We start from the raw sequence: 25,494 nt of genomic DNA, 5'->3' as shown, positions 1-25,494 counted from the left end.
GAATTAGAAAATAAAAAAAGCTGAGACAATATGATAATGCCTCAGCTTAAATATATATTGTAAGTTTAATTAATCATTGAATGTACGTTTTTCAATCTTGCTATTTGCTTTCTCAACTTTTTGTTGATTATTATTTGATTGATTTTGTTGTTTTTGAGTTCTGTTGTTTTGTTTAGGCGTATTACTTTGTTTTTTACTTGTATTTGCCTTTTTGTTAGATTTTGCGTTTGTTTTGTTACCTTTACTATTAGATTTTTGAGTACCTTTAATAGAATTCTCATGGGTAACTACGCCTTTATCAAATGTCGCACTTTCTTGTGATTTATTTACTTTATCTTCTTTAGAGGTAGAAGATTGACCTTTTTTAGAGTTTGTTGATTGCTTAGTTGTTTGAGTTACAAGATTAGGTACATTATTATTTTTCTTACCTTTAGGTAATGCTGGTTCAGCTAATAATGCTTCAGTGAGCTGTGATTCTTTAGATCCTTTAGTTAGTTTAGATTTTTTTGCTTTTGCAGCTGTAGCTAGTCGATTTGCAAATGAACCATCACTTGAACCTGTGTCATTCTCATTTTTCTTTGTAACTAAATTAGGTACCTCTTTGTCAGCAGATTTAGGTACACTTGATTCACTTGTGAGATCATTTGTATTTTTAGCAACTTGGCTGTCATTAGTGATTTTATCGTTTTTTGTTTTAGCAGCTGTAGCTAAATTTTCTGCTTGCGTTTTTTGATGGGCATCTTCATTTTTGCCTTCTTTAGTAGTAGGATCAGCTAAATCATTATCACTTGATTCTTTTTTAATAGCTGTTTGAGCAATAGCTATTTCTTCAGCTGATGGTTTTTTATCACTTTCGATATGTGATGCTTCTTGACTATCTTCCTTATGTGATTCAGCTTTAGCTTCTTGTATTTCTTGTGCTTCTGGTGACTGGTCAGCTAATTTTGATTCTTGTTGAATCGCATTTTGCTGGGCTGTTAATTCTTTTGCTGATGGTTTATTTTGTTGTTCAAAGTCGTCTTTAGTAGCTTCTAATTTAGCTTCTTGAATTTCTTGAGCCTCAGGTGATTGATCTGATAGATTATTGTCACTAACTTCTCTTTGGATTGCTACTTTTTGTGCTTGTAATTCATCAGAAGTTAAACCGTCTTTAGAACGATTTCTGAAGTTCTCTACTCTATCTCTTACAGAATTAACGGTGTTTTCTGCCTGTTCTTTATAATTAAGTACTTTATTTCTTAAATCTTGTTCTTTATCTCTTAATTCATCTGTTTTTTTATATACTTTATTTTTATAAAAAAGACCTAAAGCAGAGCTAACGATTGCACTAGCAATAAAACTTACTACGAAGTCTTTACGTTTAGGCGTATTTGATGAATTGCGTGACGTACGGTTATATAAATCACGACCTGTATTATTTCTCTCAAAATTATCGCGGTTATAGTGTTCCATAACGATTCCTCCTAAAACAAAAGCACTTAAATAAGTAAAAACCTCATTTAAGTGCATTTAATTCATTCGTATTAATTATTTGTTAACACGTGTAGTGTAACTATGATCAGAATTGTATTCTGAATTTGAATAGCTATGATTTGCATCGTCAGCTACAGTGTTTGCTTTGTAGTTTGCACTTCCTCTACGGTAGTATCTATTTTGCCATTTGTCAGCAATTTCCATTGCCACATTTGACCATTGAACTACTTGAGAAATTTTATCTTCATTTTGAGAAATATTGTGCGTAATTGAGTTAGTTACTCGGTCTACAGAACCATTTAAAGTTTGAACTGAGTCGCCGATACCTTTAACAGCATCTACAACAGAATTTAAACGATCCACTTTACCTTGAATATCTTCAGTTAAGCGATTTGCTTTATGAAGTAAATCAGTAGTTTCTCGAGTAATACCTTGAACTTGACCTTCAACACCATCAAGTGTTTTAGCCACGTAATCTAAATTTTTCTTAACAGAAATTAAAACTACAACGATACCGATACATAAAATTAAGAACGCTATCGCAGCGATAATTCCTGCAATTGGTAAAATCCAATCCATTAAAAACGCCTCCTAAATACCATAAAATAAAAGTCATTAATATTTAATACCCATGATGTTTTATTATAAACATATTAAAACTCATTTTTTACGCCTAATTTTTCTAAATAAGCTTTAAGTAACTTTTGAATGTCACCAGCGCCCATAAATAAAATGACTGCGTTATCAAATTCTTTTAATATGTCAATACTATTTTCATCTATTAGCGACGAGCCGTCAATACGTTCAATTAAATCTTGTATAGTTAATTCACCTGTATTTTCTCTAATAGAACCAAATATTTCACATAAGAATACGCGATCTGCTTTACTTAAACTAGATGCGAATTCGTCTAGAAAAGCTTGAGTTCTAGAGAACGTGTGAGGTTGGAAGACAGCTACTACTTCTTTTTGTGGATATTTCTTTCTAGCTGATTCAATTGTAGCACTAATTTCTCTAGGATGGTGAGCGTAATCGTCTACTAATACTTGATTAGATACTTTTGTTTCGTTAAAGCGACGTTTTACACCACCAAAAGTGACTAATGCATCTTTAATGTTGTCAACATTCATCTTTTCTAAATAACTAATCGCAATAACTGAAAGCGCATTTAAAATATTATGGTCACCAAATTGTGGTGATAAGAACTGATCATAAAATTCCCCGTTAGTATAAACATCAAACTGAGTACCTTTTTCGGTGATTTGAATATTTTTAGCATAAATATCATCAGTCTCTTTAAAACCATAATAATAAATTGGTACATCAGCCTCTAATTTTCGTAAATAGTCATCATCACCCCATGCAATTATAGCCTTCTTAACGTTATGAGCCATATCTTGGAAAGCATCATAGACATCTTCAATATTTTTAAAATAATCTGGATGATCAAAATCAATATTCGTCATGATCGCATAATCTGGATGATAACTTAAGAAATGTCTACGGTACTCACAAGCTTCGAATGCAAAATAATCGCTTCCAGGCAATCCCATGCCAGTACCATCACCAATTAAGAATGATGTCTTTTTATCTCCGTTCATAACATGTGACAATAGACCAGTTGTTGAAGTTTTACCGTGAGCACCTGTAACAGCTACAGATGTATATTGATTGATAACATGACCTAGGAAGTCATGATATTTAATGACATCAAGTTTTAATTCATGAGCTTTAACTATTTCTTCATGATTGTCTGAAAATGCATTACCCTGAATGACAACCATGCCTTCTTTAATATTTTCAACATCAAAAGGTAAAATTTTGATGCCTTTGTTACGTAGAGCAACTTCGGTAAATACGTATTTTTCTATGTCTGAACCTTGGACTTCATGACCAAGATCATGCATGATTTGTGCTAATGAACTCATGCCGGATCCTTTAATTCCGACAAAATGATAGTGCGTCATTTCAATACTCCTTACTCAATTTATTCTTTATTTAAATCCGCTTCAGTAATATAAACATCCCTTGGTTTAGAACCGTTAGCACCTGATATATAACCTAACTGCTCTAATTGATCTATAATTCTAGCTGCTCTATTGTAACCAATTTGGAAATGTCTTTGAATCAATGAAGTTGATATATGCCCTTCATTCACCATAAACTCGCACACGTCATCGAATAAATCATCTTGTGCTTGAGATTGTGTTTTCTTTAATAATTCCTTTTCTTCAAATAAGTATTCAGGTTCTCGCTGCTGTTTTATAAAGTCAACGACATCATCTATTTCCTCATCAGAAACAAATGTACCTTGAACACGAATTGGCTTATTCATTCCACTTCCTAGATATAGCATATCACCATATCCTAATAAGCGTTCCGCGCCACCACTATCTAGAATTGTTCTTGAATCCACGCTTGAAGATACCATAAAGGCAATTCTAGTAGGAATATTTGCTTTAATCAGACCCGTAATAACATTTACTGAAGGTCTTTGTGTAGCCACTAACATATGAATACCACATGCACGTGCTTTTTGAGCAATACGTGCAATTGATTGTTCTACTTCTTGAGGTGCCATCATCATCAAGTCGGCTAACTCATCAATTACTATAACAATTTTTGGCATTCTTTGCTCATAAGGTGCCTTTTTATTAAATGCAGTAATATTTCTTACGTGATATTGAGCAAATAATTTATAGCGTTTCTCCATTTCTTCTACTGCCCATTTTAAACTTTGAGTAGCAGCTTTCACATCTGTAATTACAGGAGAAACTAAATGTGGTAAATCATTGTATGGTGCTAATTCCACCATCTTAGGATCAATCAATAGTAAGCGTAATTCTTCAGGGTGATTTTTATATAATAATGACATTAGGATACTATTGATACAAACCGATTTACCTGAGCCTGTTGCTCCGGCAATAAGTGCATGAGGCGTTTTAGCGATATCCATTAATAATGGTTCATTATTAATTCGATAACCCATCGCTACAGTTAATTTAGACTCTGTATTTTTAAATTTAGGTGTTTCTATAATAGATCGTAAGTTAACCTTAGTTGGGTCTTGATTTGGTACTTCAATACCTACAAGACTTGTTCCAGGAATTGGCGCTTCAATACGTATATCTTTGGCAGCTAATGCCATTTTAATATCGTCTTGAAGTGCAGTAATCCTTGAAACTTTTACCCCTTTTTCTACAGATAATTCAAATCTTGTAACACTTGGACCTTCTGTTACATTTTTAACCTCTGCGGGCACATTGAAATAATAAAGTGCATCATTTAATTCCTGTTTCTTCTCTTCTATCCATTCTTCATCAACTTCGTGTGGTTCAGGTTCTTCTAATAAATCAAAGCTAGGCAATTTAATATTAGGTCCTTTTCTAATTCCTTGTTGCTTATCTTGAGATGACTCTTGTTGGTTTTTATAAGAATTGGACGCTTGTTCTTTTACTTCCTGATGAGTAATTCCTGTTGCAGAAGTTTTATTATTATTTAGGTTAGTGTCATCATTATCTTTTACAGTTTCTGAGTAATAATTACCGCTACTTCTTCCACTAGTTTCATTATGAGATGTGCTTTGAGTATGCTGTTGAATATGATTATTGTTAACATTGTCACTTGTAGACACACCTGTAATACGGTCGTCGTTTGATTCAGATTGAGTTTGGTACACATGTGAAGTTTGTTGACTTGTTTCACTTTCATTCAAATTACTTTCAGAACTAAATTGATGCTCACTGGAATCCTCTTTAGTAGATTGAACATTATGTTGTTCAGGTTTTAATTCAGGAACATTAACTCTACTGTTGTTTTTACTATCCATCATACGTTTCTTATCTGAAGGTGTCATTACCACATTAAATGGTTTACCTCCTGCAAATCGCGGTTTATGTGTTGAAACATCTTTTGATTGCGATTGAGTTGTTGGTCTATTTAATTCCGATTCTTGAGCCACATTGCTATCTGATTGTGAAGTAACCTCACTTGTTGAAGTTGAATTATTACTATTAGTATTATTCATGAACTGGTTACTATCTAATTCTGAATGTTGCTCACTATTGGTATAGTGATTTGTAGACTCGGCACCCTCACTATTCATTTTTGAATGATGATCGTGTTCTTCTACACTTTCATTGTTACCAAATGATTGACCTTCATTAGCTGTCATACTTTGTTTTGAATCAACCGTGGAAGCCATAGTATCATTATTTGAAGCATTTACTATCGTCGAAGAACTATAACTATTTATCTCACTTGTACTTAATGAAGAAGCTGATTCTTTAAAATCATCATCGTTTTTCTGTCTATGTTTAGCATACGCCTTCTCATTATCAACACTTTGGTTAATTGCATTATTATAGTGTTGTTGCTGTTGTGAATTTTCATTTTCAAGGTGAGAAGTCGATTCTGATGATTGTTGGCTATCATTTAATTCTTGGAATTGAGCATCCTCTACATTATCGTTGTGTGCTTTATCAACACTAGTTTCCTCAGTAGCATTATCGCTAGAAGCATCACTTACGTGCACATCTTTGTCATTTACCTTTTGAATATGTTGTTCATCATCAAGGTTGATTTCTTCATAATTGTACGACGAAGCGCCAATTTGGTCTTCTTTAAATGAAGTTGTTGTAGTACTTTCTAACACATTATTAGACTGTCCGTCATTCATATCCTCATCATTATGGTCTTCATCTAGAGAGCTTTCACCAATATATTGGTGTGCTTGTTTCGCGTACATTTCATCAATTGCTTTTTGAATTTGATCTTCTTCATTGTCTTTATTTTGTTGTCTCTTTTGTTGAAGCGCTTTTTTAAATCTTCTTTTTTGAAGGACTTTACGTTCTCTTTCACGTCTGATTTCTTCAACGATTTGTGAAGCATAGATATTTTCAATATTAACAGTGTTATCTTTTTTAGAATAATTAGGTGTTCGTCCTTCAGACTTTTGCGCTGAATGATTGTTAGATTGAAGATGACTTGAAGATGTTTTCTGTGTCTGTTCTGTATCTGAAGTTTTGGCATGGTTTTCTGGTTGAGGTTGATTATCTTTAGATGATGATTCTTCAGATTGATAGCCCATTTGTTTATTTATAGATTGACGATACATGTTTACATCATGTGCATTTTTAGGTTGATTCCTTTGTGATTTACTAGTTGCATTATTGCTATTTTGTAGAGAATCTTGTTTAGGTGGAATCACTCCGTTTTCCAATGGACGTCGTTGCTTAGTTCCAAAAATAGCTGACGGAACGTCGCTCGCTTTGAAACTACCACCATGATATGTAAGTTCAGAATTCGTAGAGGATTGGAGTTTACTGTTAGATTTCAAACGTTCAGATTGTAATTTCATGCGAGAATTTGACTTATTATTATATGAACGATAATCATCAGATTGTCTGTTATTAGAACTTCTTTTAGAACGACTTGGCTCGCGATGATGCATTTGATTTTCATTACGATTTGAATGTTGATTAATATGATCATGCTCACGCATTTGAGATGAACGTCTACGGCGATGTCTTTTCCCAGAATTATCAACTAAATTACGTGTAGAGTCATCATCTTGTGTGTCATATGTTCTTGAACCATAATTAGCATTGTATTCAGAAGTTTCATAGTTTTTATCATTATCTAGATCGTTATATGAAGCTTCTTCAGATACATGCATAGGAAATCTAAATTTACCTCTTGGGCGATTATAAATATCATTGTTTTGAGGCAGTAATGAGTCTTGATTATTTTGTTGAGATTGAGTTCCCTGTCTTCTTTTTTTATTTTTACGTAACAGGTCGTCATTTGAATCATTATCTTCGCCAAATAATTTATCAAACCAGCTCATAATTTCACTACCTTTCTTTATTATTCAAAAAATGCTTGCCCAATTTCATAATCATCATTTAATACCATAATACCCTTCTCTTGAGGTGCATTTGGTAAATCTAATTCTTTCATTGAACAAATCATACCACTTGAATCAACACCACGTAATTTAGCATCTTTGATAATCATTCCACTTGGCATTACAGCACCTACTTTAGCTACTACTACTTTTTGTTCAGCTGCTACATTAGGTGCACCACAAACAATTTGTAAAGTTTCATTACCAACATTAACTTTTAAAACACTTAATTTATCCGCATCAGGATGTTTTTCTTTAGTTTCAACATATCCAACTACAAACTTAGGTGATAAATCAGTATCTAATTTATAGTTAAATCCAGAATTATTAATAGATTGTTGTAACGCCTCAATAATTTCTGAAGTTAATTTGATATGACCGTTTCCTTCTATTTTTATTTTATCTGATACGTTAAAGATATTGAAACCAACAACTTGCCCATCTTGAGTGATTTCGACTACATCATCTTTCTTGTTGTAATCAAATGCACCATCTGTAGGTTCAATCTGTAAAAAAGCTACATCTCCTACACCTTGTGGATTATAAAATAAGTTCATCTATAAAAACTCCATTTCTATTGATTATCTTTATTATTAAATTTCTTTCTATTCGCTTCTAATCTCTGTATAACATCAGGATTACGTTTTTGTTTATTATTTTTTCCTAGAATAAATATTGGTTCTAAGTGTCCCTTGTCATAGCCAAATGATAATGAAGTAATTGGTACTAAACCTTTAGTAAAGAATTCCATTGTTAAATGAGCCATGACATCGTAACCTGTTTTATTACGTATATCAGCAATAATTAACACGTCTTGGTGAGGAACTGCAACTAACATTTCACCCTCACATTGTTCTTGGACTTCATTCAAGAATGACGTATTAAGTATGCGACTTGCATCATAGCCATCATTAGAATTGATGAAATAAAAAATATTGCCTTTAACCTCATCAGTAGAATATTTATTTTTAAGTTTTCTAACATTGAATAATGACACTTCTTTAATTTGTTGTTCAGTCATATTTAATGTTTTTAACATACTTTCATCTATTAGTCTGTATGATTTACCTAAATCGAGGGCATAATAAATATTCGTTTCAGCTGTATGTTCACTATAAATAAATGAATGACCTTCTTTAGTCTTCTTGTCAAAGCTTGTTGCTCGAACAACTGGCATGATTTTTATATTTTCCATTTTTTCTAAAGAATGATCGCCCATTTGAGCAATTGCTTCTTCTACATAGTAAACAATTTCATCTATAATTTTATCTTTTTGTTCTTCATATTTGGCGACAATAGCATTGAGTTTGATTGTGACACCTTTATGATTATCTGTACGATAAATTCTTAAAGTTTCTTCTTCTCTATCAAATTTAAAGTCTACGTTTAAATGAATTAAACGCGCTTTTAATTTATCTCTCATTTGGAAGACATTCATTTAAAACACTCCTATTTTCGCACATTATAACAGTTTACAATAAATAACTGCTATATAACAGAAAAAACTAAAAATACGGTGTATAGATAACGTTATTTTCTAAATAAATTGATACTTAAATATATTTTGCTAAAAATGCATCAATTTGATCAATAGATTTTCTTTCTTTACCTATGTAGCTACCTTCAAGTTTACCATTTTTATAAACTAAGAAACTGGGTATTCCTAAGATATCGTTATCAATACATATATCAATAAATTTGTCTCTATCTACCGAAACAAAATTAAAGTCTTTATATTTATTTTCTAATTTAGGTAAATCAGGTTCTATTACTTTGCAGTCTGGGCACCAATCAGCGGTAAATTCAAAGACAGTATTACCTTTTTTTAATTCTACAAATTGTTGTTCTGTTTCAAGTTGTTTCACTTGTTCTACACTCCTTAACCAAATTTTAGTACTTCTATTTGATGATGATTTAAATGAGTTATACATTCTTTTAATAGATGTCTAGCTGAGTAGTAATCTCTTATATCAAAAACTGCATCCGTGCTGTGTATATATCTTGCGCAAACGCCAATCACTGCTGTAGGTATGCCCTCATTTGCTTTATGGACCTCTCCCCCATCGGTACCACCTGGAGAAATATAATATTGATGTTTAATATCATTTTCTGTGGCTAACTTTAATAAATAATCTCTAAAGCGTGGCTTTAATATCATTGTACCATCTTTAATACGAATTAATGTGCCCTCCCCTAGTGCACCAGAGAGTTGTTGTTTCCCTTTTATATCATTAGCTGGGGAACAATCTACCACGAAGGCAATATCAGGTTTAATTTGCTCAGCAGCCGCTTTTGCACCTCTTAATCCAACTTCTTCTTGAACATTAGCGCCTACATACAAATCAACATCTAACTCTATATCTTTGAGCAATTCTAATATTTCTATCGCGAGGACACAACCATAACGATTATCCCATGCCTTAGCTATATAACGATACTCAGATAATTGAGTGAAAGATGTGTCAGGAACGATTGTATCTCCAATTTCAATACCTCTTTCTCGTACTTCTTCTTGAGATGAAGCACCGATATCTAACATTAAATCTTTTATTTCCGGAGCCGCTTCATTACCTGTTCTAAAGTGCTTTGGGATATTTGCAACAACGCCAACAATCTCATTGGCATTTCTATTTTTAACTTTCAGCCTTTGTCCTTGCCATATATCATTAGCAACGCCACCTAAATTAGTAAACTGAATCATACCATTATCAGTTATATGAGTAATCATAAAACCTATCTCATCCATATGTGCAGCAATCATTACTTTAGGGGCATTGTTTTGTTTAGATTTCTTAACTCCATAAATTCCACCCATGTTATTTTGAACAAATTCATTAACATAGGGGGTCATTTTTTGTTTCATGTAATCTCTTACTTCATCTTCAAAACCTGGGGCTCCATGAAGCTCTGTTAATTGTTTTATGCGTTCTAAAGTTTTCGTATTATCTATCATCATACACAATCTCACTCCTTGCACTCTATTATATCATCTTCAATATGGTAAACTAAGAATAAGAATTTAGATAAGAGGAGATTATATGATGAAGTTTTTTAATTTTAAAGGTATAGCAATAGTGATGCTTTTCATAACATTTATAACTTCACTATGTTTAGCATTTTATTTAACAAAGCGGAAATTATATAATGCCAATGACTTATTAAAAGAAGTTAAAACGTATTTTAGAAACGTAAAAGGCTCTTATATCGTACATCAACCTATTGTCTTGAATAATGTTAATCATAACCAACCTATCTATCAAGGTGGTATTACAGCTTACCATGATGGTAAATTAGTAGACTATGAGTTTTATGGGGATGCTAATTCTGGTCAAGTTATCGATATTATCGAGTTATAGCATTCTATAATTAAGGTTATCGTTTGAATATTTTATCAAACGATAACCTTTTTTATTGTCTAGAAATAAATGTATCAATTGTTTTGAAGTCATCTTGGTATTTTACCGCAAAATAATTTTCATCATGATAAAACAAGAACCAATAATTATGATGCATGAAATATGGGATTAATCGTTCCTTTTCTCTAATGGATTGCATCGGATAGTCATCATAAGCTGTCACCCAAAGTGGATTAAGATGAGCAGTAGTCGGTAATATATCAGCCATATGCACAGCGTATTCATTATCACTTTCAATCGTAATGATTGAGTGACCGAAACTGTGCCCGCCTGTGTGCTTCATCTTTATACCAGGATAAGGTTCGATCTCATTTTCAAATAAAATTAACCTTTCCTTATAACCCCCTTGATTATAACTCCAATAAGTAGCTTGACTTCTTATGTTAGGTGAAAGAAATTCATGCCACTCGTCTTGCTGTATGAAATGTGTAGCTCGGTCAAAAACTGCATGCCCATCTTTATCTGTCAAACCAGAAGCGTGATCAAAGTGAAGATGGGTCATTAAGACCATATCAATATCAGAGGTTGTTAAACCTAATTGTTTTAAATCCTCATCTATTAAGCTCTCATATTCAACACCACTATTTCTTTGTTGTTTATCTGAAAGTTTACCATTACCAATACCCGTATCGATTAAAATATTCTTATCACTAGTTTGAATTAAAATAGGATGTGTCGGAGTATGAATTTGATTCTTATCATTTACTTTGTATTTTTTAGTCCATAACGGTTTGGGAACAACACCAAACATCGCCCCACCATCTATATTAGTGTTTCCACCTCTTAAATAATGGAGAGTAAATCGCCCTAATTTCAAAGATAACGCCTCCTTGACATTATTGAACTTCTCATAGAAATGATGTAAATTACATCTTTTATTAAAAATTATTATAAGTCACCATTAAAATCAAATGTAAGCATTTTATAGGAAAGTTTAAGTTCCTAGTCAATCTCGTAGAAGTTTGAGTAAACAAAATTTGATTCTCATTTTGAAATAGTTTATCAGGTAAAATAAAAAAGCCTACAAAGTTTGTAACTTTGTAGACGTTCTATTTAAGACAATAGTTATATTATTTTCTTCTTTAAGGACTTTATAAATTCTTGTGAAATTTTGCTTCCATACGATAGATTCTTGAGCTTTTATCAGAAAACTTTTTCTCATATTCTGTTAGAATATTATCTTCATCATCTTCGTCATGTAGGTTTAAATTCATTTTTGTAAAATACATCCCAAATTGCGACATACTCTCAAGACTATATGCAAATAAACCACGATTGTCTGTTTTAAAGTGAATTTCTCCATCGTCCTTGAGAATCTGCTTATATAGAGCAAGGAATGTGTGATATGTAAGACGTCTTTTTGCATGACGTTTCTTTGGCCAAGGGTCTGAGAAATTAAGGTATATTCTTGAAATTTCTCCATCTTTAAAATATTCAGTTAACTCAATAGCATCATTACAAATCATTTTAAGATTAGTTAAATTAAGTTCTTTTGTTTTATCAAGAACTTTATACATGACACTTTTCTCACGTTCCATTGATACAAAATTAATTTCTGGATGTTTAGAAGCCAAAGTAGTTATAAACTGACCCATTCCTGAGCCAATTTCTATATATATTGGTTGTTCTGTGTCAAACCAATCAGACATACGGCCTGCGTGAGTACCGTCCATGTCTACTAGGTCAGGATGTTCTTTTAAATAATCTTCTGCCCAAGGTTTGTATCGAACTCTCATATTAAATTACTCCTTATATAAATAAGTTGCTATTCATAACTTCATTTAAGAATTTCAACCACATATTCATATCTTTATATCGTTTTTGTTCTTCATACCATTGAACCATACCAATGGATTGAATCACTGTATACCATTTCATACGTTTATTTAAATTGATACTCTCTTCTAGGCCATATGTATCAAACCATTTTGACCATTTAGATTGAGGAACATAGTTGTAAAGCAGCATACCTATATCTATAGCTGGGTCCGCAATCATTGCCCCTTCCCAATCAACGAGATACAATTCATCTCTATCAGACAATAACCAATTGTTATGGTTAACATCTCCATGTACTACAGTAAAAAAGCGTGAATCTAAATTTGGAATATGATCTTCTAAATAAGTTAAAGCTTTTCTAACAACATGGTGAGTTAGAACTTCTCTAGATAAAGAGGCATTAATTTTATTTAACATAATATCAGGAGTGATAGGTTCCATTTCCATACGTTTAAGCATGCTTAACAATGGTTTAGAACTGTGGATTTTATTGAGTAATTTCGCTACTCTGGTTTGATCCATTTCATCAGATTTTAATTCTCTACCATTCTTCCAATGCTGTGCGGTAACGACTTCTCCTGTTTCAATTCTTTTCGTCCATACAAGTTTAGGTACAATTCCTTCTGCAGACAATGCAGCAATAAAAGGATTAGAATTACGTTTTAAAAATAATTTCTGTCCATCTTGTTCAGCCATATATGCCTCACCAGAAGCACCGCCAGCTGAATCAAGCGTCCACCCTAACTGATAAAACTGCTCCAACATGTTCACCTCACTTTCAATTAGAAAATGGCTCTAGAAATATATTTTCAAGAGCCATATATTCTAATTTATAGAAAAGCGCATATTCTAATTTTCTCTTACGCTCAATTGATATTTAGATAACAGTTTTTTAAGTTGGCTTTATAATATAAAATTCCCTAAATATTTTATTTAATCAGCCCGTTCATTATTTATCACTCATAGAAGATTTTATAATTTTTAAGGGTCAATTTCAACTAAAAATGAGAAACAAAATGACACATTTTACTAGTCGAACGTACTTGTATTTTCTAAATCACTTTAATATAAATTATAACATAATTTTAGCACTAATTATTGAGAAATTAAGACAATTTTATTAAGATTTTTAAAGTTTAAATAATTTTAAAATTTAAGGTTTTAAATACTATGTGATTTAATGTACTTATTAAAGCCTTCTTGCAATTTACGAGTTACATCTCCTACTTTTCCATTGCCAATATCGTCACCATCCACTTTAATCACTGGCATGACTTCAGCGGAGGTACTAGAAATAATAACCTCATCAGCATTTTTTAAGAAATCAACTGTAAATGTCTCTTCTTTGAATGGTATGCCGTAATCTTCAGCGATCCATTTTATTACACGGCGAGTAATACCATTTAAAATAAAGTTATTTATTGGATGCGTATAAATTGCACCATCTTTAATCGCATAAACGTTATTAGATGCACCTTCTGTAACAGTCTCACCTCGATGTTGAATCGCTTCTGTAGCATTATATTTAACAGCATATTCTTTTGCTAATACATTTCCTAAAAGATTTAAACTTTTTATATCACAACGTAACCAACGAATATCTTCAGTTGTCACGCCATATACTCCGTTTTCTAATTGTTCATATGGTCTGTCATAACTCTTGGTAAATGCCATGATTACTGGTTTTGTTGGAGGCGTCGGGAAGGAATGTTCACGAGGCGCTACACCTCTAGTTGCTTGAATATAAATTCCACCATTTTTCACATTATTTTCGTTTAATAATTGACGAATTAAATCAATTAACTCATCTACTGTATATCCTAAATCTAGGCCAATTTCATTTGCGCTTCTCAAAAATCGTTCAAAGTGTTCTTTAACTGTAAATAATTTTCCTTCGTAAGCACGAATATATTCATATATTCCATCGCCAAATACATAACCACGATCTTCATAAGATACTTTAGCGTCTTTTTCGTCCAAAAAATCCCCATTAATAAAAACTTTTGTCATCGTTTATCCCTCCACACATAAAGCATAAATTGCCTCTAAATAAATACTCGTTGCGTTAATCAATTGTTTTTTAGTCATATATTCATTTTTTTGATGCATTAAATCTTCAGTATCTTCAAACATAGCACCAAATGCGACGCCTTTGTCTAGGTTTCTAGCATAAGTCCCCCCACCAATCGTGTAAGGTTCAGTCATATCGCCAGTTTGGTTTCTATATGCTTTGACAAGTTTCTCCACAAATGGATCATCTTTATCTACATAATGTGGCTTTTGAACTTTACCAAGTTCAAGGCTAAATCCAATGTCTTTAATTTCATTAGTAAATCTTTCAACAGCCTCTTCAAATTCAAATCCCTGAGGATATCTTAAGTTCACACCGTATCTTCCAGCTTCTTTATTATCGTATTTAATAATTCCTATATTAGTAGTAACGTCTCCCATTACATCTGTATGGAATTTCATACCCATTTTTTCTCCAAAATGAGAATCAAAGAGATAACGATTATTGAATTCAACAAAATCTTTTGCACTTTTATCTAAATTTAAAGAAGACAAGAATTTAAGTAGATATAATCCAGCATTGACGCCTAGTGAAGGATCCATGCCATGAACCGCTTTACCTTCAACCGTTAAGATTAAAATACCACTATCAACGGTACTTTCTCCTTGAAGCTCATTTTGTTCAACGAAATATTCAAAGTTTTGAATCACATCTGTCATATTTTCTTTAACTAAAACACGGGCTTCAGCATGATCTGGTACCATGTTATATCTTTGACCAGATTCAAAGTTTAATAATTCATAATCTGGTTCATCTACTTCTTCATTTATTTGATCTTGAATTAAATCAAATGTAGTGATTCCTTTTTCACCATGTATCGCTGGGAACTCAGCATCAGGTGCAAAACCTAATGTAGGCATTTCTTCAGTTTGGAAATATCTATCTGTACATTTCCAATCAGACTCTTCATCTGTACCTATAATCATATGAATACGTTTCTTCCAATCTACGTTCATATCATTTAATATTTTCACGGCGTAATATGCAGCAATTGTAGGTCCTTTGTCATCTAGTGTACCTCTGGCAATAATTGCATCGTCTGTTACTACAGGATCAAATGGGTCAGAATCCCATCCATCACCAGCCGGAACAACGTCTACATGACATAAGATACCTAAGACATCTTCTCCTTGGCCAGCTTCTATTCGTCCGGCTATATGATCTACATCATGTGTTGAAAACCCATCTCTCTCAGCTAATTCGTACATGTAATCTAAAGCTTGTCTTGGTCCGGGTCCGACAGGTGCATCTTCAGAGGCTTTAGAATCATCTCTTACACTTTCAATAGATAATAAGCCCTTAAGATCATCAATCATTTGATTTTCATATTCTAGAACTTTTTCTTTCCACATTTGAGATCGACTTCCTTTTTATATAAGTTAAACTCCATTTTACAATATGTTACTCAGAAACTACAGTAAGATGTCAGAAAATTACTTAATTTTTTGTAATGATGATTTTCAAGTTAAATTATATCAAGTTTCGGAGTACTAATATAATGCATATTTGCGTTTCAAATTAAATGTTTTTATATTTTTTGAGATAAAAAAGAAGCCTATAGATGAACTTCTAGCGTTCATCTATAGGCTCTTTATTATTATGATTTAAATTGGTAAATTTTATTTATTCTTTATCTTCTAAAGCATTTTTATTATTTTTTAAATCATCTTCAGAGACAACTCTTAGATTATTAGAAGTTGTTGCGCCACCTTCGTCGTCAAACTTTCCTTCTTCTAAATCATCTGCTTTTTTGTCATCTAAATCAGTAAATTTAGATTTTTCTTCTTCAAAGAATGCTTTAGGATCATTTTTAATACGATCAACATAATCTCTTGGATTATTTCTTACTTCTTGAATCGTTTCATTGGCTTTGTTTCCAATTTGGCTAGCAAAGTCTTTAGCGTTTGCTTTGTATGATTCAGGATTTTCTTTATATTTGTTATATTCATTTTTAAGTTTGTCACGACTGTCTTTGCGTGATAAAGCGACTGCTGCAACAGCGCCACCAATGCCTAATGCAATTCTAAATAAATTTGTACTTTTACCCATAATTGTACACCTTCTCCTTTGTCATTTTTTTAGATTTTCAAAATCTTGTTCATTTAAAAAACAATATTCACCAGAATTTAGAGTTTTATCTAATTCTAAATTGGCGATTTTAACACGTTTCAATTCTAATACCTCATTTTCGATACTATGAAACATTCGTTTTACTTGATGATATTTTCCTTCATAAATCGTAACATATGAAAGTCTATCATTTCCTTTAATAAGTTCTGCCGGTTTGACCTTACCATCAGAAAGTTCTACGCCTAATTTAAAAGCTTCTATATCTGACTGCTTAATAGGATATTTAGATATAACTTCATAAGTTTTAGATACATGTTTTTTCGGGCTCATTAATTCATGATTAAATTGTCCATCATTAGTTAATAAAAGTAATCCTTCTGTATCTTTATCTAACCTTCCTACAGGAAAAATCCCTAAATGTGAAAATTCAGGGATTAAATCTAAAACAGTTTGATGAGCGTTATCTTCTGTAGCTGAAATATAACCTTTAGGTTTATTTAACATCATATAGACGTTATCTACATATGAAATCTCTTCACCATCAACCACTACTTTGTCTGTTTCAGGGTCAATTTGAGATTTAGGTGTTTTAATTTTTTTCTCATTAACCTCTACAAGACCTTTTTTAAGTAATTGTTTTACTTCAGTACGAGTGCCTAAACCCATATTAGCTAGAAATTTATCTATTCTCATCTTAAAAACGTCACTTTTCGTCTAATTTTTTCAGGAACGTCACCTAAAAATTCGTCAGCCAGTCTATTCTTGATTGTAATGCCACCATAAATAAGCGCACCAACAATAACACTTATAGCTATTATAACGAGGTAACCAAATTTAGTAGGATTTAGGAATAATTTAAGAATGAAGTATACAACTTCTACACCTATCATCATGATGAAGGAGTATAAGAATATTTTAGCAAATTGAATCCAACTATAGCTGAATTTGAATTTCGCATATTTTTTTAAAATATAGAAATTACAGCCAATCGCAAATAATAATGCAATTGCAGTGCTTAGTACCGCACCTGGAGTGTGTAAAAGCATAATAAGCGGATAGTTTAGTGCTAATTTAATGACTACTGAACCTAAAATAACAAAGACTGTTAATTTTTGCTTATCAATACCTTGCAACATAGAAGCAGTTACACTTAATAGTGAAATTAATATCGCTACGGGTGCATAATAAAATAGTAATCTACTTCCGTCAAAGTTAGGGTCGTGACCATGAACAATAGGATCATAACCATAGAATACTGTAAATAAAGGTTGCGCTAATGCCATAATACCTATACTAGCTGGTACTGTAATAAACATTAGCACACCAATAGATGTTCTAATTTGTCTATGCATTTCCTCTAGACGACCCTCTTCATAAGTTTTTGTAATAAATGGAATTAAACTCACCGCAAAACCAGCACTTAATGATGTTGGGATCATTACAATTTTATTTGTAGACATATTTAACATGTTAAAGAATGTATCTTGTAACTTTGGATTTACGCCAACTAAACTTAGAGCACCGTTATGTGTAAATTGATCTACTAAATTAAATAATGGGAAATTTAAACTTACAATTACAAATGGAATACTGTAAGCAATAATCTCTTTATACATGTTTCCATAAGAAACATGCATATTAGCTGTATCAGACTCAACCATTTCTTTAATATTTCTTCTACGTTTAATCCAATAATACCAAAGCGTAATAATTCCAGCTATAGCTCCGATTGCTGCTGCGAACGTGGCAATTCCATTTGCTTGTAGAACTGTACCATTAAATACATTTAAAGCTAAGTAACTACCTACTAATATGAAAATAATTCGGGCAATTTGCTCTGTTACTTCTGAAACAGCTGTTGGGCCCATAGATTTGTATCCTTGGAATATACCTCTCCATGTAGCTAAAACTGGTATAAATATAACTACAATACTGATAATTCTTATAATCCAGGTAATATCAGCAACTGACCAACCAGTTTTCGCATTATTCTTACGCGATAAAGTTAACTCTGCTATGTATGGAGCTAAAAAATATAAAATTAGAAAGCCAATTACACCCGTAATACTCATTACAATGAAACTTGACTTATAAAACTTTTGACTGACCTTATAAGCACCTAACGCATTGTACTTAGCTACATATTTAGAAGCTGCTAGTGGCACCCCTGCAGTTGCTACTGCAATTGCAATATTATAAGGAGCGTAAGCATAAGTAAAAGGAGCCATATTTTCTTGCCCGCCAATCAATGAAGTGAACGGGATAATAAACAGCACACCTAATACTTTAGTAATTAAAATACTTAATGTAATTAAAAAGGTTCCTCGAACCATTTCTTTACTCTCACTCATTACCTATCTTCCTATCTTAAAATTTTATTAAAGTTTTATATCGTGTTGTTTATATCAAAACTTATTACCTTGCATTACTTAAAAATATATCACAAAATAATAAATGTTTGTCTTTTATTTTCCACTTTTTAGACATTGTAAAAATTATGTTTTAAAAAGCTATGTATCTGTAGAAAAAAGACACGATGTTAGTATTAATTTAATGAGGTTCCAAGTTTCATATTATAATTATATTTTTACTCTTTGTCATCTCATACCTTAATTTTTATTAGATAATACTTAAATAGTCTTATACAATTGTAACAAGGAATATGTGGAGGTAACTCAATGTATCAAACTATTATAATTGGCGGAGGTCCCAGCGGTTCAATGGCTGCAGTCGCCGCAAGTGAAGTAAGTGATAATGTCTTATTAATTGAAAAGAAAAAGGGTTTAGGACGAAAATTGAAAATATCAGGTGGAGGTCGTTGTAATGTTACTAATCGCCTACCCTATGCTGAAATAATCAAAAACATACCTGGTAACGGTAAATTTCTTTATAGTCCTTTCTCAGTTTTTGATAATGAATCTATTATTGAATTTTTTGAAAGCCGAGGCGTGAAATTAAAAGAAGAAGATCACGGTCGGATGTTCCCTGTATCCAATAAAGCACAGGATGTTGTAAACACTTTGATTAAACAAATTAATGAAAACAAAGTTAATGTTATGGAGGAAACTCCAGTCACAGAAATTTTTCATGATAACGGTATTTTTTATGTTACAACTCAAAAAGGTGAATTCCAAAGTAAATCTTTAATCATTGCTACTGGTGGTACATCTGTACCACAAACAGGGTCAACTGGAGACGGTTATCAATTCGCCGAATCTCTTGGCCACTCTATAACCGAACTCTTCCCTACAGAAGTTCCAATAACTTCTAGCGACGCTTTCATTAAATCAAAACGTCTTAAAGGATTAAGTTTGAAAGATGTAGAATTATCAGTTTTAAAGAAAAATGGTAAAAAAAGAATAAGCCATCAAATGGATATGATATTTACGCACTTTGGTGTAAGTGGTCCAGCTGCGCTTAGATGTAGCCAATTTGTTTATAAAGAACAAAAGAATCAAAAGAAACAGGATATTGCTATGCAATTGGACGTATTTCCAGATTTAAATCACGATCAACTCTCTCAAAAAATTAACTCCTTATTAAAGGCTGAACCAGATAAGTATATAAAAAATAGTTTGCATGGCTTAATTGAAGAACGTTACTTATTGTTTATGTTAGAACAATCCGATATTAGTGATGAAACTACATCTCATCATTTGTCTAATCAACAATTAAATCATTTTATCTCAAATTTAAAAGGATTTACGTTTAACGTTAATGGAACACTCCCCATTGATAAAGCATTTGTCACTGGTGGTGGTGTATCTTTAAAAGAAATACAACCTAAAACAATGATGTCAAAAATCGTTCCAGGATTATTTTTGTGTGGAGAGGTATTAGATATACATGGTTATACTGGCGGATACAATATAACAAGTGCATTAGTGACAGGTCACGTTGCTGGATCTAATGCTGGAACTTTTAAAAATGAATCCTAATATATTTAAAACCTTCTAGGTAACGTTTTATGCTACCTAGAAGGTTTTTTGAGTAGTGAATTAAGATTTTTTATCTTTTTTATTTTTACGTGTAGATAACAATGCTAGCCCTGAAAGTAATGCTGCACCTGCTAAAGGTCCTGAATAATCTGTTTCACCAGTATCAGGCAATTCATTTATTGTATGTTGATTATTATTAGAGCCATTTACATTATCACATTTATTATTTTGTTCAGTTTGATGAGTAGATTCCATAGAGTTTAACTTATCTTCTTTAACTTTTATAGCTTCTAGTTTAGTAATAGTTTGTTTGACTACTTCATCAACAGTTTTATTATCATTAGCGTCTTCAATTTCTTTAAATGAATCATTCAAAATTTGAGAAATTAAATTTTTAGCTGCTAATTTAGCTTGATAACTAACCTTATCATTATCTTCAATATTTCGAATGATTTCATCCGCTTTGTTTTGAATGATACGTTTAGCATTAGCTTTTTTATGAGTTTGTAATTTTAATTTTTCAAATTCTACTTTAAAGTTATTCAAACTATTATCTACTTCTTCATTTGTTTCTGAGTCATTCACTTGCATATGAATACGATTGACTAAAGCTTTTAATTTGCTAATAAATGCTTGCTTCTCTTCAACTGTCGCATCACTATTTGCTTCAACAGCATGAATTTTAGCAGAAAGTTGTTGATGTAAGTATGATTTCGCATCAGATTTCTTATGTGCATTTATTTGAATTAAATCTAATTTAGCTAAACCGTCGTGAAGTGTTTTTGCTACATCAGCATTAGCCTCAGAATCTTGTATAGCAAGATTAATAGTATTAACTGTCTCAGCAAGTTTATTTAATACTTCTTGTTTTTCTTCAACAGTTGCATCCTCAAATTTCTCAAACTCATTTTTCTTCTTATTAGCTACATCTTGAATTTGCGCTTTTGCTTGAGGTTTAACTTCAGTTGTAACTTTCACCGCTTCAATTTTCGGTAAAGCAAGTACTTTGGCTTTATCAACTTCTTCATTAGTATGAGCAGATAATATAGATTCATTTGCCTCATTTATCAATTCATCTAAAGTTTTTAAAGCTGCATTTTTCTCTTCAGTAGTAGCATCTTTATTAGAATTAATTGTAGTTCGAATTTCCTCAGCTTTCTGTTGTACTTCTAACTTAGCTTGAGGTTTCTTACTAATTAGAGAAAGTATAGATTCTATATCTTTAATACTTTGATTTTTAACTGCTTCAACCTCATCATTCGTTTTAGCATCATCAATTTTAGCAGCATATTCACTAGACGCTTCTACGAGTTTATCTATAGCTACCGCTTTCTCTTCGTCCGTAGCATCATTATTTTCACTAATAAACGCTTTTTGAGCGTCTAATTTAGCTAAAATTTGTTTCAAAGCTGCAGGTTTAATGCTATTAGTTGGTTCAATATTTAAAATTTTATTAATAATATCATTTTTAATATCTTCAACTTGTTGGTTTTTAGTCGCAGCATCTAATCGTACTTCACTCTGTTTAATTAAATCATCTACTAAAAGTAGAGCTGCATCTTTTTCTTCTTTAGTCACTTCAGAGTTGTTGTTTATTTTAGCTTTTTGATTATTAGCTTGTTGTTGGATTCCATCTAAAGCAAATGGTTTTACTTGAACTTCCGGATTGATAACAGAAAGTAAAGAAATTGCATCTGTTTTAGCGACCATAACTTCACTATCTGCTTTAGAATCACGGATTTTATTTTGGGCATCATTAACAATAGCATGAACTTTATCTAATGCATTCTGTTTTTCCTCATCCGTAGCATTAGGTGTATTGTTAATTGATAATTTAATTTCATCTGCTTTTGTATTTATAGCTTTTCTAGCAGTTGGTTTTTGAATTACATTAATAACAATATTGTTTAAATCATTTAAACCAAATACCTTTTCTTGAGCCACTTGTACATCTCTAGTATCCTTATCGATTGCACCTAAGACCGCACTTAATTGATTTTTCACATGGTTGATAGCATCATCACGTTCTTCTGTAGTAACATCAGGTGTATTTTCAAATGTTTTAATTAATTGATTAGCTAAATTGTTAAGTATAGTTCTAGCATTAGATTTACTTACAACTTCAGGGAAAATTGTTTTAATTTGCTCTGATATGTTGTTGTAAATGTCATCTACACCAGCATTATCACTTGCTAAACCGATTTCTTTTTTCGTAACATGTAATAATTGTTCAACTTTATCTATAGCTTTTTGTTTCTCATCTTCTGTTGCATCAGGAACTGCATTAATAATAGCTTCTTGAGCATCAACAATATCATAAAGTTTTAGAATTGCATTTCGCTTCTTATGATATTCTGGTTCAAATTGTTTAATCGTATTTAAAACATTATCTTTTGCTTCAGTTACTTGTGAATTTGTTTGGGCTTTATTAATTAATTCTATAGCTTTTTGAGCTTCTTCATTTACGAATTGTGATGCTTTATCTTTCTCTTCTTGTGTAGCACTGAAAGCTAGACTTATTCGGTCGATTTTTTCTTGTTTAGCATTATTAATTGCGTCAATTGCATTCTGTTTAACACCTATTACTGGTTCAAAAGTATTAATACTGTTAGTACCGTTCTCTTTAGCTTGATCTACTTGAGCATTAGTTTGTGCTTGATTTATATTAGTTTTAGCTTCTTGAACAAATTGATCTAAATGATTTAACGCTTGCTGTAATTCGTCCGTAGTTGCATTAGGTAATTGATTAACCTCGTTTTGTTTTATTTTAAGTGCTTTATCAAGCTCAACCCTAGCAGCTGGTTTTTTAACGATAATAGGTTGAATATCTTTAATAGATTCTATGCCCTTATTCTTTTCTACGTTTACTTGATCTGTATCTTGTGCTAAACCAATTGAATTATTTGTTCGATTAGTAACCTGTTGAAGCTGTTGGGAAGCCACTTCTTTCTCTTCTGTAGTTGCTTCAGTATTATTAACAATTTCATTTTGTTTTTCATTACTTTTAGCAACAACATCTGCTTTAGCTCTATCCTTAACATCAGTAGATGGTTGTATATTAGCTATAGCTTTTGAATCTTCAGATATTATATCTTGAACATCTTGATTTGTATCAGCGTGTTTTAATCTATAGTTAGATGAATTTAATTCTTGTTCAACTAATTCTTTTGCTTCTAATTTTTCTTCTGTTGTGGCATTGCGATTACTGTCAATTAAGGTGTTTTGTTCATCTGCTTTCGCTTTTAATGCTTTTCTGGCATTTGCTCTTACTTCAGTAGATGGTTGTATTAATGCAATTTTTTGTATACTTGAATTTTTAGCATTGTCAACTTCATCATTAGTTTGAGCATTTTTAATGTTAGCCTTACCTTATTCATAAGCTTGATTAATTTTATTTAGTGCATCATTTCTCTCTTCTAAAGTCGCTTCTTTATTTTTGTCAACTTCACTATTTTGTGCATTAACTTTTGCACCAATTTCATCTATTGCTGAACGTTTCTTTCTCGCTTGAGGTGTAATAGCTTCTATTTTAGGTCTAGAATTATTTAAGATTCCGTCAACTTCACTATTATGACTTGCATTGTTAATTTGTGTAGTTGCAGTATTTAATTCATTATTAAGTCTCTCAATAGCTTCGTCTTTCTCATCCTTAGTAGATTCAGTGTTGCTATTAATCACTTGTTTTTGATTCTCACCTAATTGTGAAAGTTGTTCTTTCACATTTTGTTTTTTAACAACTTCAGTTTGAACAGCTTTCATATCTTGAATTGCTTTTGCTTTAATTTGGTTAACTTCATCTGTTGTATTAGCTTTGCCTATGTTAGCATTTGCTTTTTCTTGGATACTATCTACTTTATTATTTGCTTCTTCCATTTCTTCAGCAGTTGCATTAGGTGTTTGATCAATTAAATCATTTTTATTTTTAGCTTCTGTTGAAAGAGCCTGAATCGCATTTGCTTTTACCGATGTATCAGGATTTATTCCTGTGATTACAATAGTTCCGCTATTTTTTGCATCTTGAACTAACTGCGTTGTCGTAGCATTAGTAATATTATTTAATGCCTCATTTTTAGCTATGTTGACTTTATTAATAGCTACTGCTTTTTCTTCAAATGTTGAATTATTATTATCATTTATTTTGGTTATTTGATTTTGAGTAGTTTGTTCAATGCCTTGTTTAGCTGCTTGTTTCACAGTTGTTTCTGGCACTATTTTTCCTATTTCTGCAACACCAGTATTTTCAGCTGCTTGAACTTCGTCTTTTGTAGAAGCTTGATTAATATTTTGAAGTGCACTAGTTTTCGCAGTTTCTAATTTCGTTAAAGCTGCCTGTTTCTCTTCTGAAGTAGCTTCTTGATTATTATTAATAAGTTTTGTTTGTTCTGTTACTTTATTATTGATTACATCATTTGATGCAGGCTTTTTAACAATATTAGGCTGAATATTTTCAATACTTGCCAAGTATTGTGTTTTGGCATCATTAACATTTTGATTTGCTAAGGCTGAATCAATTGCATTATTTGCCTTCGTTTCTTCCTGTTTTAGTTGATTAAGTGCTTCATCTTTTTCCTCTGTTGTAGCCTGACGATTAATATTAATTTGTTCTCTTTTATTATTTATAGCATTTGCTACATCAGCTTTTGCAGTTGTTTTAGTTACTGTTGATACCTCAATTTGTTGGAGACTTTGTTTACCTGCTTCAAGCTTTTCATCCACTACAGCATTAGTTTGAGCATTACTAATTTCTGCTTTAGCTTTAGTTAAAGCTACTTCAATAGATTGCGTTGCCGTATTTTTTTCTTCAGTAGTAGCTTGAGAATTATTTCTTATGTCAGCTTT

At 31.9% G+C, this 25,494-nt stretch carries 19 protein-coding genes and 1 pseudogene; 2 read left to right on the top strand and 18 right to left on the bottom strand.

Annotation, left to right across the window (positions count from 1 at the left end; all coding sequences use genetic code 11):
• Positions 1-69: 69 nt before the first annotated feature.
• The 8 genes from V6C74_RS05375 to V6C74_RS05340 form a co-directional block, all read right to left on the bottom strand.
• Positions 70-1,452, bottom strand: coding sequence for a hypothetical protein (locus tag V6C74_RS05375; protein WP_002453467.1), 1,383 nt, complete (start codon positions 1,450-1,452; stop codon positions 70-72).
• A gap of 75 nt (positions 1,453-1,527) precedes the next feature.
• The gene (locus V6C74_RS05370) at positions 1,528-2,052 is read right to left on the bottom strand and encodes a DUF948 domain-containing protein (RefSeq protein ID WP_002453468.1); all 525 of its coding nucleotides are present in this window, start codon (positions 2,050-2,052) and stop codon (positions 1,528-1,530) included.
• 74 nt (positions 2,053-2,126) lie between these two features.
• Positions 2,127-3,440: a UDP-N-acetylmuramate--L-alanine ligase gene (murC, locus tag V6C74_RS05365; RefSeq protein WP_002434715.1), complete on the bottom strand. Its 1,314-nt coding sequence runs from the start codon at positions 3,438-3,440 to the stop codon at positions 2,127-2,129.
• Positions 3,441-3,460: 20 nt separating this feature from the next.
• Complete coding sequence (locus V6C74_RS05360) at positions 3,461-7,321, bottom strand: DNA translocase FtsK (protein ID WP_002453469.1); 3,861 nt, start codon at positions 7,319-7,321, stop codon at positions 3,461-3,463.
• 20 nt (positions 7,322-7,341) lie between these two features.
• Entirely contained in the window at positions 7,342-7,938 is a 597-nt protein-coding gene (gene ytpR, locus V6C74_RS05355) for a YtpR family tRNA-binding protein (protein WP_002453470.1), read from the bottom strand.
• Between the two features lie 17 nt (positions 7,939-7,955).
• Positions 7,956-8,819, bottom strand: coding sequence for a DUF1444 domain-containing protein (locus tag V6C74_RS05350; RefSeq protein WP_016898246.1), 864 nt, complete (start codon positions 8,817-8,819; stop codon positions 7,956-7,958).
• A gap of 115 nt (positions 8,820-8,934) precedes the next feature.
• Positions 8,935-9,246, bottom strand: coding sequence for a thioredoxin family protein (locus V6C74_RS05345; RefSeq protein WP_002453472.1), 312 nt, complete (start codon positions 9,244-9,246; stop codon positions 8,935-8,937).
• Positions 9,247-9,260: 14 nt separating this feature from the next.
• A complete protein-coding gene (locus tag V6C74_RS05340; RefSeq protein ID WP_016898247.1) occupies positions 9,261-10,337 on the bottom strand; it encodes a M42 family metallopeptidase in 1,077 nt (358 codons plus the stop codon).
• A gap of 85 nt (positions 10,338-10,422) precedes the next feature.
• Between V6C74_RS05340 and V6C74_RS05335 the strand changes: the two genes are divergently transcribed.
• Complete coding sequence (locus V6C74_RS05335) at positions 10,423-10,737, top strand: peptidase (RefSeq protein ID WP_016898248.1); 315 nt, start codon at positions 10,423-10,425, stop codon at positions 10,735-10,737.
• 52 nt (positions 10,738-10,789) lie between these two features.
• Here the strand turns inward: V6C74_RS05335 and V6C74_RS05330 are convergent, their stop codons facing one another.
• The 8 genes from V6C74_RS05330 to V6C74_RS05295 all read right to left on the bottom strand — a co-directional run bounded on the left by V6C74_RS05330 (position 10,790) and on the right by V6C74_RS05295 (position 19,068).
• Positions 10,790-11,614 carry an MBL fold metallo-hydrolase gene (locus tag V6C74_RS05330; protein WP_103175531.1) on the bottom strand — a complete coding sequence of 275 codons (825 nt, stop codon included), beginning with the start codon at positions 11,612-11,614 and terminating at the stop codon, positions 10,790-10,792.
• Positions 11,615-11,888: 274 nt separating this feature from the next.
• Positions 11,889-12,533 (bottom strand): tRNA (guanosine(46)-N7)-methyltransferase TrmB, encoded by a 645-nt coding sequence (gene trmB, locus V6C74_RS05325; protein ID WP_002453476.1) that lies wholly within the window; start codon positions 12,531-12,533, stop codon positions 11,889-11,891.
• Between the two features lie 13 nt (positions 12,534-12,546).
• Positions 12,547-13,338, bottom strand: coding sequence for a phosphotransferase family protein (locus V6C74_RS05320; protein ID WP_002434704.1), 792 nt, complete (start codon positions 13,336-13,338; stop codon positions 12,547-12,549).
• 399 nt (positions 13,339-13,737) lie between these two features.
• Positions 13,738-14,586, bottom strand: a complete 849-nt coding sequence (gene dat, locus V6C74_RS05315) for a D-amino-acid transaminase (protein ID WP_002453477.1) — start codon at positions 14,584-14,586, stop codon at positions 13,738-13,740.
• A 3-nt stretch (positions 14,587-14,589) separates the two neighbouring features.
• Positions 14,590-15,999: a dipeptidase PepV gene (gene pepV / locus V6C74_RS05310; RefSeq protein WP_049390738.1), complete on the bottom strand. Its 1,410-nt coding sequence runs from the start codon at positions 15,997-15,999 to the stop codon at positions 14,590-14,592.
• A gap of 271 nt (positions 16,000-16,270) precedes the next feature.
• Positions 16,271-16,696: a YtxH domain-containing protein gene (locus tag V6C74_RS05305; RefSeq protein ID WP_002434662.1), complete on the bottom strand. Its 426-nt coding sequence runs from the start codon at positions 16,694-16,696 to the stop codon at positions 16,271-16,273.
• Between the two features lie 21 nt (positions 16,697-16,717).
• Entirely contained in the window at positions 16,718-17,410 is a 693-nt protein-coding gene (locus V6C74_RS05300; protein ID WP_002453478.1) for a pseudouridine synthase, read from the bottom strand.
• Complete coding sequence (locus V6C74_RS05295; protein ID WP_002453479.1) at positions 17,407-19,068, bottom strand: polysaccharide biosynthesis protein; 1,662 nt, start codon at positions 19,066-19,068, stop codon at positions 17,407-17,409. Before V6C74_RS05295 ends, V6C74_RS05300 begins: the two co-directional genes overlap by 4 nt.
• A gap of 327 nt (positions 19,069-19,395) precedes the next feature.
• On the opposite strand from V6C74_RS05295, the gene V6C74_RS05290 reads away from it, so the two are divergent.
• Positions 19,396-20,655, top strand: a complete 1,260-nt coding sequence (locus V6C74_RS05290; protein ID WP_016898250.1) for an NAD(P)/FAD-dependent oxidoreductase — start codon at positions 19,396-19,398, stop codon at positions 20,653-20,655.
• 60 nt (positions 20,656-20,715) lie between these two features.
• Here V6C74_RS05290 and V6C74_RS05285 read toward each other — a convergent pair whose 3' ends face one another.
• The gene (locus V6C74_RS05285) at positions 20,716-20,910 is read right to left on the bottom strand and encodes an LPXTG cell wall anchor domain-containing protein (RefSeq protein WP_152905541.1); all 195 of its coding nucleotides are present in this window, start codon (positions 20,908-20,910) and stop codon (positions 20,716-20,718) included.
• Between the two features lie 78 nt (positions 20,911-20,988).
• Positions 20,989-25,485 (bottom strand): annotated as a pseudogene (locus V6C74_RS05280) (DUF1542 domain-containing protein); the annotation flags it as partial.
• Positions 25,486-25,494 lie beyond the last annotated feature (9 nt).

This window comes from Staphylococcus capitis subsp. capitis, from assembly GCF_040739495.1.
Classification (GTDB): Bacteria; Bacillota; Bacilli; order Staphylococcales; family Staphylococcaceae; genus Staphylococcus; species Staphylococcus capitis.
This window is presented reverse-complemented; position numbering and strand designations above follow the sequence as displayed.

Excerpts from the sequence above, each read along its gene's own strand:
- dat (WP_002453477.1), bottom strand. The coding sequence starts at position 14,586 with ATGACAAAAGTTTTTATTAATGGGGATTTTTTGGACGAAAAAGACGCT.
- V6C74_RS05300 (WP_002453478.1), bottom strand. The coding sequence starts at position 17,410 with ATGAGAATAGATAAATTTCTAGCTAATATGGGTTTAGGCACTCGTACT.
- murC (WP_002434715.1), bottom strand. The coding sequence starts at position 3,440 with ATGACGCACTATCATTTTGTCGGAATTAAAGGATCCGGCATGAGTTCA.
- ytpR (WP_002453470.1), bottom strand. The coding sequence starts at position 7,938 with ATGAACTTATTTTATAATCCACAAGGTGTAGGAGATGTAGCTTTTTTA.
- V6C74_RS05305 (WP_002434662.1), bottom strand. The coding sequence starts at position 16,696 with ATGGGTAAAAGTACAAATTTATTTAGAATTGCATTAGGCATTGGTGGC.
- V6C74_RS05290 (WP_016898250.1), top strand. The coding sequence starts at position 19,396 with ATGTATCAAACTATTATAATTGGCGGAGGTCCCAGCGGTTCAATGGCT.
- trmB (WP_002453476.1), bottom strand. The coding sequence starts at position 12,533 with ATGAGAGTTCGATACAAACCTTGGGCAGAAGATTATTTAAAAGAACAT.
- V6C74_RS05370 (WP_002453468.1), bottom strand. The coding sequence starts at position 2,052 with ATGGATTGGATTTTACCAATTGCAGGAATTATCGCTGCGATAGCGTTC.
- V6C74_RS05335 (WP_016898248.1), top strand. The coding sequence starts at position 10,423 with ATGAAGTTTTTTAATTTTAAAGGTATAGCAATAGTGATGCTTTTCATA.
- V6C74_RS05295 (WP_002453479.1), bottom strand. The coding sequence starts at position 19,068 with ATGAGTGAGAGTAAAGAAATGGTTCGAGGAACCTTTTTAATTACATTA.
- V6C74_RS05340 (WP_016898247.1), bottom strand. The coding sequence starts at position 10,337 with ATGATGATAGATAATACGAAAACTTTAGAACGCATAAAACAATTAACA.
- pepV (WP_049390738.1), bottom strand. The coding sequence starts at position 15,999 with ATGTGGAAAGAAAAAGTTCTAGAATATGAAAATCAAATGATTGATGAT.
- V6C74_RS05285 (WP_152905541.1), bottom strand. The coding sequence starts at position 20,910 with ATGGAATCTACTCATCAAACTGAACAAAATAATAAATGTGATAATGTA.
- V6C74_RS05375 (WP_002453467.1), bottom strand. The coding sequence starts at position 1,452 with ATGGAACACTATAACCGCGATAATTTTGAGAGAAATAATACAGGTCGT.
- V6C74_RS05350 (WP_016898246.1), bottom strand. The coding sequence starts at position 8,819 with ATGAATGTCTTCCAAATGAGAGATAAATTAAAAGCGCGTTTAATTCAT.
- V6C74_RS05360 (WP_002453469.1), bottom strand. The coding sequence starts at position 7,321 with ATGAGCTGGTTTGATAAATTATTTGGCGAAGATAATGATTCAAATGAC.